General features: G+C 59.4%; 16 protein-coding genes. 7 read left to right on the top strand and 9 right to left on the bottom strand.

Annotated elements, in window-relative coordinates:
* The 5 genes from LCH65_RS02890 to pcaR all read right to left on the bottom strand — a co-directional run bounded on the left by LCH65_RS02890 (position 1) and on the right by pcaR (position 5,349).
* Positions 1–1,302, bottom strand: coding sequence for an MFS family transporter (locus LCH65_RS02890; protein ID WP_003431380.1), 1,302 nt, complete (start codon positions 1,300–1,302; stop codon positions 1–3).
* Between the two features lie 212 nt (positions 1,303–1,514).
* Entirely contained in the window at positions 1,515–2,714 is a 1,200-nt protein-coding gene (pcaF, locus tag LCH65_RS02885) for a 3-oxoadipyl-CoA thiolase (protein ID WP_003431382.1), read from the bottom strand.
* The gene (locus LCH65_RS02880) at positions 2,714–3,496 is read right to left on the bottom strand and encodes a CoA-transferase subunit beta (RefSeq protein WP_226439251.1); all 783 of its coding nucleotides are present in this window, start codon (positions 3,494–3,496) and stop codon (positions 2,714–2,716) included. Before LCH65_RS02880 ends, pcaF begins: the two co-directional genes overlap by 1 nt.
* On the bottom strand, positions 3,493–4,350 hold the full coding sequence (locus LCH65_RS02875) for a CoA transferase subunit A (RefSeq protein ID WP_058416590.1): 858 nt from the start codon (positions 4,348–4,350) through the stop codon (positions 3,493–3,495). Before LCH65_RS02875 ends, LCH65_RS02880 begins: the two co-directional genes overlap by 4 nt.
* Before the next feature lie 156 nt (positions 4,351–4,506).
* Positions 4,507–5,349 (bottom strand): pca regulon transcriptional regulator PcaR, encoded by an 843-nt coding sequence (pcaR, locus tag LCH65_RS02870; protein ID WP_003363842.1) that lies wholly within the window; start codon positions 5,347–5,349, stop codon positions 4,507–4,509.
* Between the two features lie 857 nt (positions 5,350–6,206).
* Between pcaR and LCH65_RS02865 the strand changes: the two genes are divergently transcribed.
* Together LCH65_RS02865 and LCH65_RS02860 are read left to right on the top strand one after the other, a co-directional pair.
* Positions 6,207–6,404, top strand: coding sequence for a hypothetical protein (locus tag LCH65_RS02865; RefSeq protein WP_002554967.1), 198 nt, complete (start codon positions 6,207–6,209; stop codon positions 6,402–6,404).
* Positions 6,405–6,609: 205 nt separating this feature from the next.
* Entirely contained in the window at positions 6,610–8,082 is a 1,473-nt protein-coding gene (locus tag LCH65_RS02860) for an inorganic phosphate transporter (RefSeq protein WP_003363847.1), read from the top strand.
* Positions 8,083–8,131: 49 nt separating this feature from the next.
* Here the strand turns inward: LCH65_RS02860 and LCH65_RS02855 are convergent, their stop codons facing one another.
* Together LCH65_RS02855 and purU are read right to left on the bottom strand one after the other, a co-directional pair.
* Positions 8,132–8,332: a hypothetical protein gene (locus tag LCH65_RS02855; protein ID WP_226439124.1), complete on the bottom strand. Its 201-nt coding sequence runs from the start codon at positions 8,330–8,332 to the stop codon at positions 8,132–8,134.
* A gap of 76 nt (positions 8,333–8,408) precedes the next feature.
* On the bottom strand, positions 8,409–9,260 hold the full coding sequence (gene purU, locus LCH65_RS02850) for a formyltetrahydrofolate deformylase (RefSeq protein ID WP_003363851.1): 852 nt from the start codon (positions 9,258–9,260) through the stop codon (positions 8,409–8,411).
* 358 nt (positions 9,261–9,618) lie between these two features.
* On the opposite strand from purU, the gene mvaT reads away from it, so the two are divergent.
* Positions 9,619–9,999 (top strand): histone-like nucleoid-structuring protein MvaT, encoded by a 381-nt coding sequence (gene mvaT, locus LCH65_RS02845; protein ID WP_002554971.1) that lies wholly within the window; start codon positions 9,619–9,621, stop codon positions 9,997–9,999.
* A 73-nt stretch (positions 10,000–10,072) separates the two neighbouring features.
* Here mvaT and sbcB read toward each other — a convergent pair whose 3' ends face one another.
* The gene (gene sbcB / locus LCH65_RS02840) at positions 10,073–11,503 is read right to left on the bottom strand and encodes an exodeoxyribonuclease I (RefSeq protein WP_226439123.1); all 1,431 of its coding nucleotides are present in this window, start codon (positions 11,501–11,503) and stop codon (positions 10,073–10,075) included.
* A 180-nt stretch (positions 11,504–11,683) separates the two neighbouring features.
* On the opposite strand from sbcB, the gene LCH65_RS02835 reads away from it, so the two are divergent.
* The 4 genes from LCH65_RS02835 to LCH65_RS02820 are packed head-to-tail and all read left to right on the top strand — an operon-like array spanning position 11,684 to position 16,176.
* Positions 11,684–12,409: an RDD family protein gene (locus LCH65_RS02835; protein ID WP_226439122.1), complete on the top strand. Its 726-nt coding sequence runs from the start codon at positions 11,684–11,686 to the stop codon at positions 12,407–12,409.
* Positions 12,406–13,386 carry a stage II sporulation protein M gene (locus LCH65_RS02830; protein WP_003431389.1) on the top strand — a complete coding sequence of 327 codons (981 nt, stop codon included), beginning with the start codon at positions 12,406–12,408 and terminating at the stop codon, positions 13,384–13,386. The genes LCH65_RS02835 and LCH65_RS02830 overlap by 4 nt, the downstream gene beginning before the upstream one ends.
* Positions 13,373–14,962: a DUF4129 domain-containing protein gene (locus LCH65_RS02825; RefSeq protein WP_032609155.1), complete on the top strand. Its 1,590-nt coding sequence runs from the start codon at positions 13,373–13,375 to the stop codon at positions 14,960–14,962. The genes LCH65_RS02830 and LCH65_RS02825 overlap by 14 nt, the downstream gene beginning before the upstream one ends.
* Positions 14,959–16,176 (top strand): DUF4350 domain-containing protein, encoded by a 1,218-nt coding sequence (locus LCH65_RS02820; protein WP_226439121.1) that lies wholly within the window; start codon positions 14,959–14,961, stop codon positions 16,174–16,176. The genes LCH65_RS02825 and LCH65_RS02820 overlap by 4 nt, the downstream gene beginning before the upstream one ends.
* Positions 16,177–16,330: 154 nt before the next feature.
* On the opposite strand, the gene LCH65_RS02815 is transcribed toward LCH65_RS02820, so the two are convergent.
* On the bottom strand, positions 16,331–17,758 hold the full coding sequence (locus tag LCH65_RS02815) for an aldehyde dehydrogenase family protein (protein WP_226439120.1): 1,428 nt from the start codon (positions 17,756–17,758) through the stop codon (positions 16,331–16,333).
* Positions 17,759–17,763: the final 5 nt, after the last annotated feature.

The raw sequence follows: 17,763 nt of genomic DNA, 5'->3' as shown, positions 1-17,763 counted from the left end.
TCAATGATCCTGATGCAGGTACTTGGGCTCTTTGGGCAAGCGCAGACTGAACAGGAACGCTACCGCCATCATGGCCGTCACGTACCAGTAAAAACTGTTCTCCATCCCGGCACTCTTGAGTTTCAGCGCAACCCACTCAGCCGAGCCACCGAACACCGCGTTGGCCACCGCATACGCCAGCCCCACGCCCAGTGCGCGAACCTGAGGTGGAAACATCTCGGCTTTGACCAGCCCGCTGATCGAGGTGTAGAAGCTGACGATCGCCAGCGCCAGGGTAATCAGCACAAAGGCAATGAACGGGTTGGTGGTGGTCTTGAGCGTCATCAGGATCGGTACTGTACACAGCGTACCCAGCGCACCGAACAGAAGCATCGAATTGCGACGGCCGATGCGGTCCGCGAGCATGCCGAAAAACGGTTGCATGCACATGTACAGAAACAGCGCGCCGGTCATGATGTAGCTGGCGGTCTTGGCTTCCATGCCTCCGGTGTTGACCAGGTATTTCTGCATGTAGGTCGTGAAGGTGTAGAAAATCAGCGAGCCACCGGCGGTGTAACCCAGCACTGTGATGAAGGCTGCGGCATGATGCTTGAACAGTGCCGCGATACTGCCGGCGTCCTTGTCCTGCCGGCTTTCGGCTGTGGTGGTTTCGTTGAGGGTGCGACGCAGCAGCAAGGCGATGACCGCTGCGGCAGCACCGATCACGAAGGGGATGCGCCAGCCGTAGTCACGCAACTCTTCGGTGGTCAGGAATTGCTGGAGGATGACCACCGTCAACACCGCCAGCAGTTGCCCGCCGATCAGAGTCACGTACTGAAACGAAGCATAAAAGCCACGCTGGCCACGCAACGCCACTTCACTCATGTAAGTGGCCGTGGTGCCGTACTCGCCACCCACCGACAGGCCTTGCAGCAGGCGCGCCATCAGCAACAAGGCCGGCGCCCAGGCACCAATCGATGCATAGGTCGGCAGGCAGGCAATGATCAATGATCCGGCACACATCATGGTGACCGAAATCAGCATGGAGTTCTTGCGGCCATGTTTGTCTGCGACACGACCAAACAGCCAGCCGCCAATCGGACGCATCAGAAAGCCAGCGGCAAACACACCTGCAGTGTTGAGCAACTGAACGGTCGGATCATCGGAAGGAAAGAAAGCCGGTGCGAAATAAATCGCGCAGAAGGCGTAGATATAAAAGTCGAACCATTCGACCAGGTTGCCGGATGAAGCACCGACAATGGCGAATATTCTTTTGCTTCGCTCCTCGCCGGTGTAATGCGGTGCTTTTGATGTTGTAGTCATTATTTTCCCCAAGCAGAACTGTCCATAAGAAACAATCTGTAACACCGTCTTTAATCGAGCACAATAAGTCAGAGCAATTCAGCCACCAGGAAAAATCGGCAGGGTTGAACATCCAGTGCCCGGACGAACAACAACCCGGATCATCGGCCCGCCTTTTCGTGGAGGCAGACAAACGATCCGGGTTGCTGGACAACAGGTTGAAACGGGAGGGCTTACCGCTCGATGGCCAGCGCCAGCCCCTGCCCGACGCCGACGCACATGGTTGCCAGGCCTCTGCGCCCGCCGGTTTTCTCCAGATGATGCAGCGCCGTCAGCACCAGCCGCGCGCCACTCATGCCCAGCGGATGGCCAAGGGCAATTGCCCCGCCGTTGGGATTGACCTGCGGCGCATCGTCCGCCAGACCCAGTTCGCGCAGCACCGCAATACCCTGGCTGGCAAATGCTTCATTGAGTTCGATGACATCGAAATCGGTCACCGCCAAGCCCAGCCGCTCGACCAGTTTACGCACCGCTGGCACCGGGCCAATGCCCATCACCCGTGGTGCAACCGCCGCGCTGGCCATGCCAAGTACGCGGGCACGGGGTGTCAGGCCATGCTTTTTCACCGCTTCGGCCGACGCTAGAATCAGCGCCGCAGCACCGTCGTTGACCCCGGACGCATTACCGGCAGTCACTGTGCGGTCCGGGCCGTTGACCGGCTTGAGTTTGCTCAGGGTTTCCAGACTGGTATCGCCACGCGGATGCTCATCCTTGTCGACAATGGTTTCGCCCTTTTTGTGCGCGACCCGCACCGGCACGATCTCTTCCTCGAAAAAGCCCGCAGCCTGGGCAACGGCAGTGCGTTGCTGGCTGCGCAGGGCGAAAGCATCCTGATCGGCTCGAGAAATCCTGAAGTCGGTTGCAACGTTGTCGCCTGTCTCCGGCATTGAGTCCACGCCGTACTGCGCTTTCATCGCCGGATTGATAAAGCGCCAACCGATAGTGGTGTCTTCCAGCTTCATGTTGCGCGAAAACGCGGCATCGGCCTTGCCCATCACGAAGGGCGCACGAGACATCGACTCGACGCCTCCGGCGATTGCCAGCTCGATTTCACCTGACGCGATGGCCCGGAAAGCGGTGCCGATGGCGTCCATTCCGGAAGCACACAGGCGATTGAGGGTGACGCCCGGTACGCTTTCCGGCAGCCCGGCCAACAGAGCAGCCATGCGCGCAACGTTGCGGTTGTCCTCACCGGCCTGGTTGGCACAGCCGAAGAACACTTCGTCGATTTCTTCCCAGTTGACCGAAGGATTGCGCTCCATCAGCGCCTTGATCGGCACCGCGGCCAGGTCGTCTGCACGCACTGAAGACAACCCGCCACCAAACCGACCGATGGGCGTACGAATCGCATCGCAAATGAATACTTCACGCATCACGCTTCTCCCGCAACCTGACCGTGAGCCGCAGCGGTTCGTGCTTCCAGATCACGCAGCGCCGTCAGTTCGACGTCAGTAGGCTCTTCGGACACAACAACGGTGTCGGCAAAGCGGATCGCCCAGCCGGTTGCGGCAATAACCTGCTCGCGGGTCACGCCAGGGTGGAGCGTGGTCACGACGAACTCATGGGTGCCGGCTTCCGGCTCCATGATGCACAGGTCGGTGATAATACCCACCGGGCCAGCACCGGGCAGCCCCAGACGCTTGCGCGAATCGCCGCCTTCGCCATGGCCAACCGAGGTGATGAAGTCCAGCTTGTCGACGAACGAACGCGCCGACTGCTTGAGAATGATCAGCACTGACTTGGCCGACCCGGCGATCTCCGGCGCACCACCGGCTCCCGGCAGACGCACTTTTGGTTGGTGGTAATCGCCGACCACGGTGGTGTTGATGTTGCCAAAACGGTCGACCTGCGCCGCGCCGAGAAAGCCGACATCGACACGGCCGCCCTGCAGCCAGTAACGAAAGATTTCGCTGGTGGATACCACTGTGTCTGCGGTTTCAGCCAACTCGCCATCACCGATAGACAGCGGCAACACCGTGGGCTTGGCGCCGATCGGACCCGACTCGTAGATCAGTACCACGTCGGGCGCAGAGGTCAGACGTGCCAGATTCGCCGCCTTCGAAGGCAGGCCGATGCCGACGAAGCACACAGAACCATTACGCAAGCGACGGGCTGCGGCAACGGTCATCATTTCACTGGTGGAGTAAGTCATTATTTGGCCTCCGAAGCGTGAGCCAGCTTGCTCTGGAATTCACTGAAGTCTGCGGTGCCGTGGATGTATTCATCGATCCACGCCGTGAACGTCTCCCGGTCTCGGGCGATCGGGTCCCAGGCCTGATAGAACGGATTGTCACGCTCGTAGTAACCGTGCGCATAAGACGGGTGAGCGCCACCTGGCACCAGGCACACCGCACTCAGCGCCCAGGTTGGCAGCACGCAGGAATTCATCGGTGCCTTGAGGTCATCGACGATTTCCTCCACCGTCACAATGCAACGCTTCGCAGCCAGCGCGGCTTCTTTCTGCGCACCGAGAATGCCCCACAACAGCACGTTGCCCTTGCGGTCGGCTTTCTGCGCATGAATCACGGTGACGTCGGGACGTACCGAAGGCACCGCTGCCAATACTTCGCCGGTGAACGGGCAGGTGACCGTCTTGATCAGCGGGTTGACCTTGGGCAGGTCGGACCCGGCATAAGCGCGCAGCACCGCAAACGGCAGACCGGACGCGCCAGCGACATAGGCGTTGGCGAGGTCGGCGTGGCTGTGCTCTTCAATTTCCATTTCACGCGGCCACTGTTTTTCAACGGCATCGCGCAAACGGTGCAAGGAGCCAACCCCAGGGTTGCCGCCCCACGAAAAAATCAGCCGCTTCGCACAACCGGCGCCGATCAACTGGTCGTAGATCAGGTCAGGCGTCATGCGCACCAGGGTCAGGTCTTTTTTACCCTGACGGATGATTTCATGGCCGGCGGCCGTGGGGATCAGATGAGTGAAGCCTTCCAGCGCAACGGTGTCGCCATCGTTGACCAGTTGCTTCACCGCATCGCGTAGAGAAAGAATGTCTGCCATGAGGTGCTCCGAACCCAACATCACGTTCAATGATCAGCGCGAAGACCTGCGCCGGAATGAAAATGAGGTTATGCCTGAGCACGAGGGCAAACAATCCGATAATCGACTAAACGTTCGGTAATCGAACGAATTCAATCAGTCGAAAACACGGCCACGTCAGGTAAACAGTTGCGTGCTCAGGTCACGACTGGCATCGAGCATGATCGGCAAAAAGCGCTGCTCCAGCTCGCTGCGTGCCACACGCCCGGCACTGGTGCTGACATTCAGCGCGGCCAGCACCTGGCCCGACGCATCATAGACCGGCACGGCAATCGAACGCAGCCCCTGCTCCAGTTCCTGATCGACAATGCACCAGCCCTGCTGCCGAACCAGTTGCAGACATTCGAGCAGGGCTTCCGGCGTGCGAATGGTGCGGCTGGTCTTGGGCTGCAGATCCACATGGTCAAGGTATTCATGCAACGACACGTCATCGAGTGCGGCCAGCAGAATGCGGCCCATGGACGTGCAGTACGCTGGAAGACGGCCGCCCACGGAGAGGTCGACCGAGATCAGCCGCTGCGTCGTGGCAGAGCGCGCTATATAAAGAATGTCGTCGCCTTCCAGCGTGGCCATGTTGCACGCCTCATGCAACTGGTCACTCATACGGTCCAGATAAGGCTGCGAAGACGTTGCCAGTGGCGTCGATGACAAATAGGCGTGGCCCAGGGTCAGCACCTTGGGCAGTAGCGAGTAGGTACGGCCGTCAGTGGTCGCATAACCGAGCTTGATCAGCGTGTGAAGGCAACGGCGAACTGCCGCGCGGGGGATTTCCGTGCGGTGGCTGATCTGCGCAATGGTCAGGTGCCGCTTGCGCTCTTGAAAGGCGTGAATCACGGCCAGCCCACGCGCCAGCGACGTCATGAAATCCGGGTCACCGGTCAGCGCCTGAATGCGCTTTGCGGGCGATGCCACGATGGGCGGTGCCAATGAGGCAAAAGATTTACGCAGTTCGTCGTTCATTGACACACCTTATGTAACTGCCTTGAAGCCCTGTAAACCGCAGGTTTCAGCTCTTTTTAGAGAAGCGAAACCCGCACCCACTTGTGCGATTATCGAACAGGTGGCCGATAATCGCAATTGACCCCATGTAAATATACTTATACCTTTACCTCTGCCATGAAGTGACTTCTTGGAAATACTGGTCAGGTACCCACTGAGAAGTCCAAGGCAGCGGCCTTGCTCACCAAGCAAGGCCGTTTTCATTATTCAGGCACCTTCCGCGCGACAGACGCTTGCGACCCCCTCCTCGTCATCCCGTTCCCGGTCTGTGCCCGCCGCGTAACTCCACACATCCTGCATATAAAAGGCGTTGAATTTCTTCGCCAACATTTTGTCGTCGAAAGTGAAAACTGTTTTATAAAACTTATGTCATATAAACGGCTCACTGAAACTTCGGAACAATCGTACAAAAAAACCAGACCTGTGAACTCATTCAACCTCTGTTGTTGACGTAGCAGAAGTTCTTGGAGATAGTATCCGTCAGTTGGTCGGCATTACCCTCGCAACGATTGATCCGTTCACCCGATTCCCGCCTCGACTGTCCTGTCGGCGCGTTGTCGCGGTGCACCCTCGCAGCGAGACCTTAAGCAGGCCTGCCAGCGCAAGCCCTGCGCTTGAAATCAAACGAGTGTCGCTACGACAGGTGTTTTTCTCTGGTGCACGTAGCCGCAGACAACAACAGGCATGTCCGGTAAACCTTTCGCGCAACTGTCCGAACAGGTCGCTGACTGTATTGGGTATACAGCCAGACTGGAGTGAACATACTTGCAATGTTTTGCGTCATCGCCAGAGCCCATTCGACTCAAACAGGTATTAAAGTGACTAAAGATGAACTGCGCGCGGAACTTGAGCGCCAGGAGCAACGCTACAAGGATGTCTACGGCGGTGAAATCACCACCTACGCCGCGCAACCGGAACCGGAACGCAAGCCCTGGCGCAAAAGAGCCAGCCTGCTGGACCAAGCGTTCAAGCAAGAACTGCAAAAAATGGAAGAAGGCCTGAAAGAAGAGCCGTGACAGCGCGGGTCTGATGACCCAGCCCGATTCGCCTCTCACTTCCAGCACTCTGAATTACATGCCTTACTGCCTCATTGAGCATTCAACGGGGCGGCGCTCATGCGTCTTTTTTTTGGTTTGAGGCGACACCTGGCGGTGACGACAAGTCGTTCGGTATTTTTTCTGTCATAATCGCGCCCCCTTCAGACCCGGTCAGAAAACCTACATGATCGATTTATTCAGCGGGCTTGATGCCTGGGTGCTTGTGAGCCTGTTGCTCGCCCTGGCTTTCGTCCTCACCTTCGAGTTCATCAACGGCTTTCATGACACCGCCAACGCGGTGGCGACAGTCATTTACACCAAAGCGATGCCGCCTCATCTGGCCGTGTTCTTTTCCGGTGTATTCAACTTTCTCGGCGTGTTGCTGGGCGGCGTAGGCGTTGCCTATGCCATCGTCCATCTGCTGCCAGTCGAGCTGCTCATCAACGTCAACACCGGACATGGCCTGGCCATGGTGTTCTCGCTGCTGGCGGCGGCGATTACCTGGAACCTCGGTACCTGGTACTTCGGTATTCCGGCCTCCAGTTCGCATACGCTGATCGGCTCGATACTCGGTGTGGGTCTGGCCAATGCGCTGCTCAACGATATACCGTTGGCCGATGGCGTGAACTGGCAAAAAGCGATCGATATCGGTGCTTCGCTGGTGTTCTCGCCGCTGGCCGGCTTTATCGTTGCGGGTCTGGTGCTGGTTGCCCTGAAATGGTGGCGCCCGCTGTCGAAGATGCACAAGACCCCCGACCAGCGCCGCAAGCTGGATGACAAGAAGCACCCGCCGTTCTGGAACCGTCTGGTGCTGGTCATTTCCGCCATGGCGGTCAGCTTCGTACACGGTTCGAATGACGGCCAGAAAGGCATTGGCCTGATCATGCTGGTGCTGATCGGTATCGTGCCCAGCCAGTTCGTGCTTGACCTCACCAGCACCACCTATCAGATCGAACGCACCCGCGATGCGACCCAGCACCTGAGCCAGTTCTATCAGCGCAACAGCAGCACGCTGGGTGAATATCTGGCGATGGGTAAAGCTGAAAAAGGCGACCTGCCGTCCAGCTCCGCCTGTAATCCGAAGCAGACCGAACCTACCATCGACGCGCTGCTCGACCGCCTGAAAGGCGTGTCCGACTACCACGCGCTGGCCCCTGAAAGCCGCATCGAAGTACGTCGCTATCTGTTGTGCCTGGACGACACCGCCCGCAAGGTCGGCAAACTTCCGGACCTGTCTGCGCGTGAAAAATCCGACCTGGAGAAACTTCGCAAGGACCTGACCACCACCACCGAATACGCACCGTTCTGGGTGATTCTCGCGGTGGCACTGGCGCTGGGCATCGGCACCATGGTCGGCTGGAAACGCGTGGTCCTGACGATCGGCGAGAAGATCGGCAAGCAGGGCATGACTTACGCACAAGGCATGTCGGCGCAAATCACCACCGCCTGCGCGATCGGTCTGGCCAACGTGTTCAGTCTGCCAGTCTCCACCACGCACATTCTGTCGTCGGGTGTAGCTGGCACCATGGTCGCCAACAAGAGCGGCCTGCAAGGCGGAACCGTGCGCACCATCCTGCTGGCCTGGGTGCTGACCCTGCCGGCGACCGTCGCCTTGTCCGCAGCGCTGTTCTGGCTGGCTTCCAAAGCCCTGGCCTGATCTGAAACCCTTTGGGCGGTGCATGCACGGCGCCGCTCAAGGGTTTGACTCACTTCCCCTCTTGCGTCCCCTCCTCCTCAAGCCCTTCAACAGGCGCTTGCGCTTGCTGCAGCTCGCGCCACAGTGCTGCGGCTCCGTCGAAATCAGTGCCGTTTTCCGCAGTCAGTTCAGCAGGGTCATAGCGGCTCAGGCAGCCTTCGCCAAGCGTTGCCGGAGCGATGGAAGTGGCTTTGTCGAGAGGATCGGTCATTGGCGGTCACCTTGCGCGTTGCACCATTGCCGACATTGAGTCGGGAGCGCGACGGGCGCGCTCCGGAAAAGATAGATCAGTCGAAGACGACTGTCTTGTTGTCGTGAACCAGAACGCGGTCTTCCAGGTGAGCGCGCAGGCCGCGGGCAAGCACCATTTTTTCCACGTCGCGGCCGAAACGCACCATGTTTTCGATGCTGTCACGGTGGCTGACGCGCACGACGTCCTGCTCGATGATCGGACCGGCGTCGAGCTCTTCGGTCACATAGTGACAGGTCGCACCGATCAGTTTGACGCCACGCAACGAGGCCTGGTGATAAGGCTTGGCGCCGACGAACGATGGCAGGAAGCTGTGGTGGATATTGATGACCTGATGGGCATATTCACGGCACAGCTGTGGCGGCAGGATCTGCATGTAACGCGCCAGAACCACGACGTCGGCCTGGTGATGACCGACCAGACGCGATACCTCGGCGAACGCAGGCTCCTTGTCTTTCGGGTCCACCGGAACATGGTAGTAAGGGATGTCATGCCACTCGACCATGCTGCGCAGGTCCTGGTGGTTTGAAATCACACAGGCGATGTCGCAGTCGAGTTCGTCACTGTGCCAACGGTGCAGCAGGTCAGCCAGACAGTGCGATTCACGACTTGCCATGAGCACGACGCGCTTCTTCTGCGCCGAGTCGGTAATGCGCCAGTCCATCGAAAACTCTTCGGCGATCGGCGTGAAGGCTTCACGGAACCCGTCCAGGTCAAAAGGCAGGGTGTCGGCACGAATCTCGTGACGCATGAAAAACCAGCCGCTGAGATTGTCAGAATGATGACTCGCTTCGGTGATCCAGCCGTTATGGGACGCCAGAAAGTTACTGACTTTGGCAACGATGCCTACACGGTCCGGGCAAGCAATCACCAGACGAAAAGTGCGCATTAGGGGAAACTCCAGAACTTCGCAAAGCCGCTATTCTAGCGGCTGCGCAGCAAAACTGCAGTATCTCTGTTGCCTGAATTCAGATGCCGAAAAAGCACACCGCCAAGGCCAAAGATTGCACCTTGCCAGTATGGGTTTTTACGGGGTCCGCCGCTAAACAAAACCTGTAATAAGGAGGGATTTATAGCGGCGATCTTTTGAAGGACGCACGGCCCACCCCTAGTTCAGAGGTCTGTAGGACGCGTGTATATTGCTAAATAATTCAAATAAAACTTTTATTTAATGTTTACTTGCTCATTTACAGTGACTATTATTGCCGCACTGTATCCCTGCAACCCTCACAACATAAGGTCTCCTCATGTCCCTGATCAACGAATACCGCGCCACAGAAGAAGCCATCAAAGAACTGCAAGCCCGTTTGAAGAACCTGTCGCAAGACGACAAACTGCAAACCGAGCTGGAATTCGAAGGCAAACTGCGCACGCTGATGGGCGAATACCAAAAGTCGCTGCGTGACATCATTGCCCTGCTGGATCCGGATGCCAAGGTAAACAAGGCCCCTCGTGGCGGCGCTGTTAAACCTGCCGGCACCAAACGCGCGCGCAAGGTCAAGCAATACAAGAACCCGCACAACGGTGAAGTCATCGAAACCAAAGGTGGCAACCACAAGACGCTGAAAGAGTGGAAAGCCAAGTGGGGCAGCGACGACGTTGAAAGCTGGGCCACTTTGCTGGGCTAAGCTTCACAAGGTCGCGGTTCATCGCGATTGCAAAAACGCCAGCTTGCTGGCGTTTTTTATTGCCCGGTATTTTCTATACGCCCAGACGGTTACTCAGTTCGTTTGCATAATCCTGCCATTGCCGCAACACCTCCAACTGCTCTGGCGCGGCACTAAGGGAGCATTCTATCAATGCGGCCGTAAAGTCATGCAGGGTGTTGGGAGCGCCCCATTCCGGGCTGCGCAATCGCTGCTGACAGAAATCCCGCCAGCGTGTTTGCTCTTCGCCACTCAAGGTGTCAGGAAAGTTACGAGCGCGATACCGGAATAACAATTCAGGCAATCGGGCATCATCAAACGGCCAGGCGTCACGCGCCAATTGTTCGGGTTCGGCCTGCCGAACTTGCTCACACAGTCGACGATCACGGTCCCCCATAAAACCATCATATAACTGCTGTTCGGGATCTTCACTTGCGGCGAAATCGTCCTTGCCGTAAACGACCGCCAGTTTATCGTGCCAAACTTCGCGGTGTTCACTCAATTGCGTTGCGCGTGCCTGATAGCCGGCCATGTCCAGTTGCAGCCGCTGCTGATCTTCGCTACGCAGCACCCCCAGCGGCGCGATCACCGGGCAGCGGTTTATATGCAATAGTTTGAGCGGCACGGGCAATTCGCCGTCGCTCAGCGCGTCGTGCCGCGTATATAAACGCCGTTTGAGTATTTCAGCGTCCTCGTGCAACAACGGTGAATGATCCAGGTGCAGATCACACACGATCAGCGCATTGCGATTATGCGGGTGCCATGCCAACGGCAGCACCACGCCGAGGTAATTGCGCGCCGCAGAAAAGCGTCCGGAAATATGCACCAGAGGCTGCATCAGGCGAACCTGCTCCTGGACTTTCTGTTTGCTGCGCAATGCAAACAAATAGTCATAAAGCTTCGGCTGCTTTTCACGAATCAAACGGGCCAGAGCAATAGTTGCACGCACATCGGATAACGCGTCGTGCGCCTGTCCATGATCAATACCATTGGCAGCCGTCAGCCGCTCCAGTTTCAGCGTGACCCGACCGTCCTGTTCCGGCCAGACAATGCCATCGGGGCGCAATGCATAGGCAGCCCGGACAACATCGATCAGATCCCAGCGACTGTTGCCCCCCTGCCATTCGCGGGCATAGGGGTCGAAGAAGTTGCGATAAAAACTGTAGCGCGTGACTTCGTCATCAAAACGCAGGGTGTTGTAACCCGCGCCACAGGTACCCGGTGCCGACAGTTCGGCATGTACGCGCGTCATGAAATCGGCCTCGCACAAGCCTTTTTCTACCAGCGTGGCTGGAGTGATTCCGGTAATCATGCAGGCGGCAGGATGAGGCAGGATGTCATCGCTGAGCTGGCAGTGCAGATTGACCGGAGCCGCGATTTCATTGAGGTCGGTATCCGTGCGAATCCCGGCCATCTGCAGCGCACGATCATTGCGCGGGTTGATACCGGTGGTTTCGTAGTCGTACCAGAAGATGCTGGAAGTCACGGGCTGATCCTGAACAAAAGACCCGCGAAGTGTAGGGCGTGACAGGTGTCATTGGCTAATCGGGTCGTATCCGGCGCACCGGGAAATGTTTTCTTACAGCCCGCGTATTGAATGGTCGGTTGCTTAGCTCCGCTGCGGTAGCTAGCATCAGTTTTCGTTTTCAGGCGCGTCCTTCCGACAATGTCATCCCGTCCCGCTTCGCCAAGGAATGCAGCGCTGCCCACGCCATTGGACACGCGCATTGAAATCGAGACGCCAGAAGGCATCGACATGCTTCTGCGCCCTGCCGGGCTGGTTTCCCGCGCACTGGCGTTCGGCATCGACTTTGCTATTCGCGCAGCCCTCATCGGCGTGTTCTTTGTGCTTCTGCAACTGTTCGACAAGCTCGGCATGGGTCTGGCCGCTTTGGTGTTTTTTCTGCTGAACTGGTGGTACATGGTACTGTTTGAAGTGCTCAACCAGGGACGCACACCCGGAAAGCGCTTGCTCGGGCTGCGGGTGGTGCATGACGACGGCACGCCCATAGACTGGTCTTCGTCGCTGATCCGCAATCTGCTGCGCTTCGTCGACATGCTCCCGCTGGGCTACGGGCTGGGGGCGATCACTTGTCTGAACCATCCGCTATTCAAACGGCTGGGTGATCTCGCCGCCGGAACGCTGGTGATTTACAGCGACCGGCCGGTGGCGCGCCCTACCCTGCCGCAGGCCGAACCGGTCATGGTGCCCTTTGCCCTGCATCTGGATGAACAGCGGGCGGTGCTCGGCCTGGCGGAGCGGCAGGGTGAACTGTCCAGCGCACGAACCCAGGAACTGGCGGCCATCCTTGCCGAACCCTTGCGTATCCCCGCCGACACGGCGGTCGCTCATGTCAACGGCATCGCCCGCCACCTGCTGGGGCCGACATGAAGCAGAGCCTGTTTGAAACCCGCCATCAGCAGGAGTGGCAACGCTTTGAGCAGCGCCTGACGGCCCTTGAACAGGGCAAGGGCGATGTCAGCGGCGGCGAGAGCTTTCCCGGCGATTATCGACGCCTCTGCCACCATCTGGCGCTGGCCCAGGAGCGCGGCTACAGCAGCCATCTGGTCGACCCCCTGCACCAATTGGCCATGCGCGGTCACCAGCAACTCTACCGTCACCGCAGCACTGCCGGGGTACGACTGCTGAGCTTCGTTCTGAGCGGCTTTCCGCGACGCGTGCGGGCCGAGTGGCGCTTTGTACTGGTTGCCAGCCTCCTGCTGTTCGGCAGCCTGATCGGCATGGCGTTGCTGGTGTATGGTTTTCCACAACTGATCTACAGCGTCGTCAGCCCCGAACAACTGGCAGACATGCAGAGCATGTATGACCCGTCGGCCAGCCGGGTCGGACAGCCCGTCGAGCGGGGTTCCGATACGGACTGGATGATGTTCGGCTACTACATCATGAACAACATCGGTATCGCCTTCCAGACCTATGCCAGCGGTTTGCTGTTCGGGCTGGGTAGCCTGTTCTTCCTGCTCTTCAACGGCTTGATGACCGGCGCAATCGCCGGGCACCTGACAGACATCGGTTACGGGCAGACCTTCTGGCCCTTCGTCATTGGTCACGGCGCCTTCGAGCTGACGGCCATCGCCCTGGCCGGGGCGGCGGGTCTCAAGCTGGGCTGGGCCTTGCTGGCCCCCGGAAGGCTGACGCGCAGTGCCGCGCTGCGCATCGCCGCGCGGGCCAGTATGCAACTGGTCGGCGGGGTAATCCTGTTTCTGCTGATCGCAGCCTTCATCGAGGCGTACTGGTCATCGATGACCTGGCCCGGACCACTTCTCAAGTACGTGACAGGTACCGTCCTGTGGGTGATGGTGGCCGCGTATCTGACTCTGGCAGGACGTACACCTCATGCGCCTGACTGAGTCGACCGTTGCCATACGCCCGCGCTTGCCCTGGGAAGCCATCGACCTGGGCGTGCTGCTCGCCGGGCGGCACCGCCGCGTGCTGATGAGCAGTTGGGCAATCGTCACCCTGCCCTTTTTCGGCATCCTCAGTGCGTTGCTCTGGGATTACCCCACGGCCGCCATCCTGCTGTTCTGGTGGCTCAAACCTGCGTTCGAACGGTTGCCGCTGCTGATCCTTTCGCAGTCACTGTTCGGTGCCACGCCGACACTGCGACAGGCCCTCAAGGCATGGCCGGCGACACTGAAGGAGCAACTGCTGCCCAGCCTCCTGTGGCGGCGTCTTTCCCTGAGTCGCAGTTTCCAACTGCCGGTGCAGCAACTGGAGCATCTGGCAGGTACCGAGCGCGCCCTGCGCATCAGCCTGCTAAGCCAGAAAGACCTGCGTGCCGCACAGTTGCTCACCATCGTTGGCGCACACCTGGAATACGCACTGTGGATAGGCCTGCTGATCCTGCTCTACGCCCTGATACCGCAGCAGATCCAGATCGACTGGCACTGGATGAGTCTGCTCGACGTTGAAAACCAGTGGCTATGGATCGACCACCTGACCAACCTTTTCTATGCCCTGGCGCTGGTCATCTGGGAGCCTGTGTATGTCGCCTGCGGCTTCACCCTGTATTTGAATCGCCGCACGGTTCTTGAAGCCTGGGATATAGAGCTGATCTTCCGGCGCCTGCGGCAGCGCCTGATCGGCACGGCCTATGCGGTGTTGATGGGCGTCGGGCTGGTACTTTCTGCAGCGCCAGCACCGGCTTGGGCCGATCAACCCAGCTACAGCTGCCCATTGCCGGAAACCGCTCAGACGGACCCTGACCCGTCCATGGCCGCGCCCGACACACCGCGCCTGACCCGCCAGTCCCTGACCAGCGAAGCGGCACGCAGCCAGATCCAGAACGTTCTGCAACAACCGCCCTTCCGTAATCCAAAGACTGAAACCGGCTGGCGCTTTCCTGAAAAACAGAAAGGCCAGTCTGCGGCTCGGGACACGCGCGACCAGAGCTGGCTGATGACCTGGCTCAATCGGCTTCTGCGCGCAGCGAGCGCCCTGGCCAGCCTGATTGAAGTGCTGCTGTGGGCCGTGGTCATCGTGCTTGTGGGGCTGGTGATCTTCCGTTATCGGGACTGGTTCAGGACCTTCGCAGGCCGAGAGGTCAGCAAGGTAAAAACCACCCGCCCGGCGCCGGAGCAACTTTTCGGCCTGCAAGTCAGTGCCGAAAGCCTGCCCGACGATGTTGCCGGCCGGGCCGAACAGCTCTGGAACAGCCAGCCTCGCGAAGCGCTGGGTCTGTTGTATCGCGCCCTGCTCAGCCGCTTGCTGAGCGACTATCGATTGCCATTAAAAAATGCCGATACCGAAAGTCAGGTGCTGGAACGTATCGCCGCGCTCAACCAGCCGCGGCTGAGTGAGTTCAGCCACACGCTGACCCTGCACTGGCAGAACCTCGCCTATGGACATCGCCTGCCACCGGCCCATGCCCGGCAGGAACTCTGCGATGGCTGGCGTCGTCTGTTCAGCCAGGCAGCGCAGCCATGAGCCGCCGCACCGGCCTGCTGATCGGGCTGCTGGCCCTGTTGCTGCTGGCAGGCGGCGCGCTGTTTCTGAGCACTCAGCTCGAGCGCTACGAGAAAACGGTCGATCAGGGCCCCTCGCCACAGGCAAAGGCCAATCCCTGGCTGGCGGCCGAACATTTTCTGCGTGGCCGCTCCATCACGGTCAATACCATCGACACGCTGGCTCAACTTCCCGACCCGACTCAGAGCACCCAGACCCTGCTGCTGCTCGATGACCGGGAAGACATGACCCCGGCGCAAACCCAAAAGCTGCTGAACTGGGCCGAGGCAGGCGGGCACCTGCTGTTCGTCGCCGAACAACTTTGGGACGAACAAAAAGGCCGCAGCGGCGATCTGCTGCTGGACAGTCTGCAGATTCATCAGTACCTCACCAAAGACATCAATGCCAAGGAACAGCAGTTGACCGACGCTCAGCCGCCACTGCCCATCCCGCTGATGACGCCCGCCCCCAAACGCAAGAAAATGCCCTGGCCGGAGCTGACCCGCCTGTACCTGGAAAACGAGAGCGCCCCGGCCTACATGAGTTTCGATCCGGCGTTTCACCTCGAAGACCCGGAAGATAACGCTCAATCCTGGGCCAACAGCGCCGATGCCACACACCTGCTGCAAATAAGCCGGGGCAACGGGCTGATCACCGTCGTCACGGACGCCAACCTGTGGAAAACCCGCTCGATCGGCCACTATGACAATGCCTGGCTGCTCTGGTATCTGACGCAGGACAGCCAAGTGACCCTGGTGCTGCAAACCGAACACGACAACCTGCTGAGCCTGTTGCTGCGTAACTATCCTCAGGCGCTGCTGACGCTGGCACTGCTGATCGGCCTGGGTCTCTGGCACATCGGTCTGCGCGAGGGCCCGTTACGCAGGCCCGCGCCACTTGCACGCCGCCAACTGACCGAGCACCTGCGCGCCAGCGCCGAGTTCCTGCGCAAACACACCGGGCAGCAGGCGCTGATCAAACGCCTGCAACAGGACATCCTGCGTCGCGCCCGCCAACTGCATCCCGGTTTCGAACGGCTGGTCGTTGCCGAACAATGGCAAGTGCTTGCACGCCTGACCCGTCAGCCCACCAGCGCCATCAGCGACGCACTGCGCCCTCGCCCGCCGCAACGCCTGTCACACAGCGAATTCACCCGCCAGGTAGCCCACCTGCAAACGCTCAGGAATGCCTTGTAACCCGGCACCCGCAGAGGGCCGTTTTTCTGTACATCAATCACCCGGTGTGTGAATGCCAGGCCGAATAGGGATCATTCCAGTGAGCCCTGTCCGATAAACCACGTCCAGCAGCGTATAAAGAATAAAGGGAGGCTCTTTCCAGGCAGAAAGAGACCTACCCCAGGCACCGGGTCACATGCTTCACCGCCTGATAGGCCGCCAGTCCCCAAGGCCCGAGCTCACGCCCGATACCGCTGCCCTTGTTGCCGCCCCACGACGTTTCGACAAATACCGCCTGGATCGAGTTGATCCACACATGCCCTACTTCCAGCGCATCGGCCACCCGTTCGGCGCGCTCGATATCAGCGCTGGCAACCGTCGCCACCAGCCCAAAGCAGCTGTCATTGGCCAGGTCGACAGCTTCCTGTTCAGTGCTGAAACAGCGAAGGCACAGCACCGGACCAAAGATTTCTTCACTCCACAGGCGACTGCTGACAGGCACGTCGCGGTACAACGTCGGGCTGACGAACCAACCATCACGTGCCAGTGCTGTTCCACCGGTCAGACACTGCATACCCTCCTCCCGGGCAACAGTGAAATACTCACGGACCTTGTGCCACTGCGCCTCACTGCTCAGTGGTCCCATGTCGACGTCTTCAGTCAGCGGATTACCGACCCGCAGCGCTTCGAATGCCTTCTGCAAACGAGGAATCAATCCCTCGGCGATGCCCTCCTGAACCAACAGCCGCGAGGTGGCCGAGCACATTTGCCCGGCGTTCCAGCAGATGCCTGCGACGATCCATTCCACCGCCTGATCCGGGTCGCAGTCGTCGAATACGATAATCGCGGATTTACCGCCCAGCTCCAGCGTCACCGGCCGACAATACGCCGCTGCGCTGTGCATGACCTGGCGGCCCACACCGTTGCTGCCGGTGAACGACAGCTTGTCCAGACCTGGATGGTTGCTCAACGCTGCGCCGGTATCAGCCCTGCCGCTGACGATATTCAGCACTCCGGCGGGCAAGCCGAGCGCGTCGGCAATTTCGCCGTAAACCTGCTCGATCAGGGGCGTGACCTCCGAGGGCTTGAGCACCACAGTGCAACCGGCAGCCAACGCCGGAGCGAGTTTCCAGGCACTGGTGACCAACGGAAAATTCCACGGCACGATCAGACCCACTACGCCCACCGGCTCCAGGCGGGTACGCGAAGTAAAGCCGGGGGCGGCCAGTTCAACCTCGCGATGGGTGGGCTGAGCCTCGATCAGGTGGGCGAAGTAACTGAACGTTGCCACGGCGTCATCCAGATCGACTTCGGCTTCATGACGAGGCTTGCCGTTATTGCGCATCAGCAGCGCAATCAAGGCTTCGCGGCGCTGCGCGAGGTGATCAGCAAAGCCGCGCAGCAATGAGGCACGTTCGGCAGCAGGCGTATTTTTCCAGACGGGAAGCGCGGCGCGGGCAGCAGCGACAGCCTGATCGACCTGCGCGCTGCTGGCGCTGATCACTTCGGCGAAGGGCTGGCCCAGAGCGGGCTCGTGGACGATCAGAACGTCGGCGCCCTGGCCTTCCAGCCAACGACCGTTGATGTAATGCGGGGTGTTCATGGCAG

The sequence above is a fragment of the Pseudomonas sp. MWU16-30316 genome, from assembly GCF_020515645.1.
Lineage (GTDB): Bacteria > Pseudomonadota > Gammaproteobacteria > Pseudomonadales > Pseudomonadaceae > Aquipseudomonas > Aquipseudomonas cerasi.
This window is presented reverse-complemented; position numbering and strand designations above follow the sequence as displayed.

What these genes read in the sequence shown, in the direction of transcription:
- LCH65_RS02890 (WP_003431380.1), bottom strand. Translation starts at nt 1,302, where the DNA reads ATGACTACAACATCAAAAGCACCGCATTACACCGGCGAGGAGCGAAGC.
- pcaF (WP_003431382.1), bottom strand. Translation starts at nt 2,714, where the DNA reads ATGCGTGAAGTATTCATTTGCGATGCGATTCGTACGCCCATCGGTCGG.
- LCH65_RS02875 (WP_058416590.1), bottom strand. Translation starts at nt 4,350, where the DNA reads ATGGCAGACATTCTTTCTCTACGCGATGCGGTGAAGCAACTGGTCAAC.
- pcaR (WP_003363842.1), bottom strand. Translation starts at nt 5,349, where the DNA reads ATGAACGACGAACTGCGTAAATCTTTTGCCTCATTGGCACCGCCCATC.
- LCH65_RS02860 (WP_003363847.1), top strand. Translation starts at nt 6,610, where the DNA reads ATGATCGATTTATTCAGCGGGCTTGATGCCTGGGTGCTTGTGAGCCTG.
- LCH65_RS02855 (WP_226439124.1), bottom strand. Translation starts at nt 8,332, where the DNA reads ATGACCGATCCTCTCGACAAAGCCACTTCCATCGCTCCGGCAACGCTT.
- purU (WP_003363851.1), bottom strand. Translation starts at nt 9,260, where the DNA reads ATGCGCACTTTTCGTCTGGTGATTGCTTGCCCGGACCGTGTAGGCATC.
- mvaT (WP_002554971.1), top strand. Translation starts at nt 9,619, where the DNA reads ATGTCCCTGATCAACGAATACCGCGCCACAGAAGAAGCCATCAAAGAA.
- LCH65_RS02835 (WP_226439122.1), top strand. Translation starts at nt 11,684, where the DNA reads ATGTCATCCCGTCCCGCTTCGCCAAGGAATGCAGCGCTGCCCACGCCA.
- LCH65_RS02830 (WP_003431389.1), top strand. Translation starts at nt 12,406, where the DNA reads ATGAAGCAGAGCCTGTTTGAAACCCGCCATCAGCAGGAGTGGCAACGC.
- LCH65_RS02825 (WP_032609155.1), top strand. Translation starts at nt 13,373, where the DNA reads ATGCGCCTGACTGAGTCGACCGTTGCCATACGCCCGCGCTTGCCCTGG.
- LCH65_RS02820 (WP_226439121.1), top strand. Translation starts at nt 14,959, where the DNA reads ATGAGCCGCCGCACCGGCCTGCTGATCGGGCTGCTGGCCCTGTTGCTG.
- LCH65_RS02815 (WP_226439120.1), bottom strand. Translation starts at nt 17,758, where the DNA reads ATGAACACCCCGCATTACATCAACGGTCGTTGGCTGGAAGGCCAGGGC.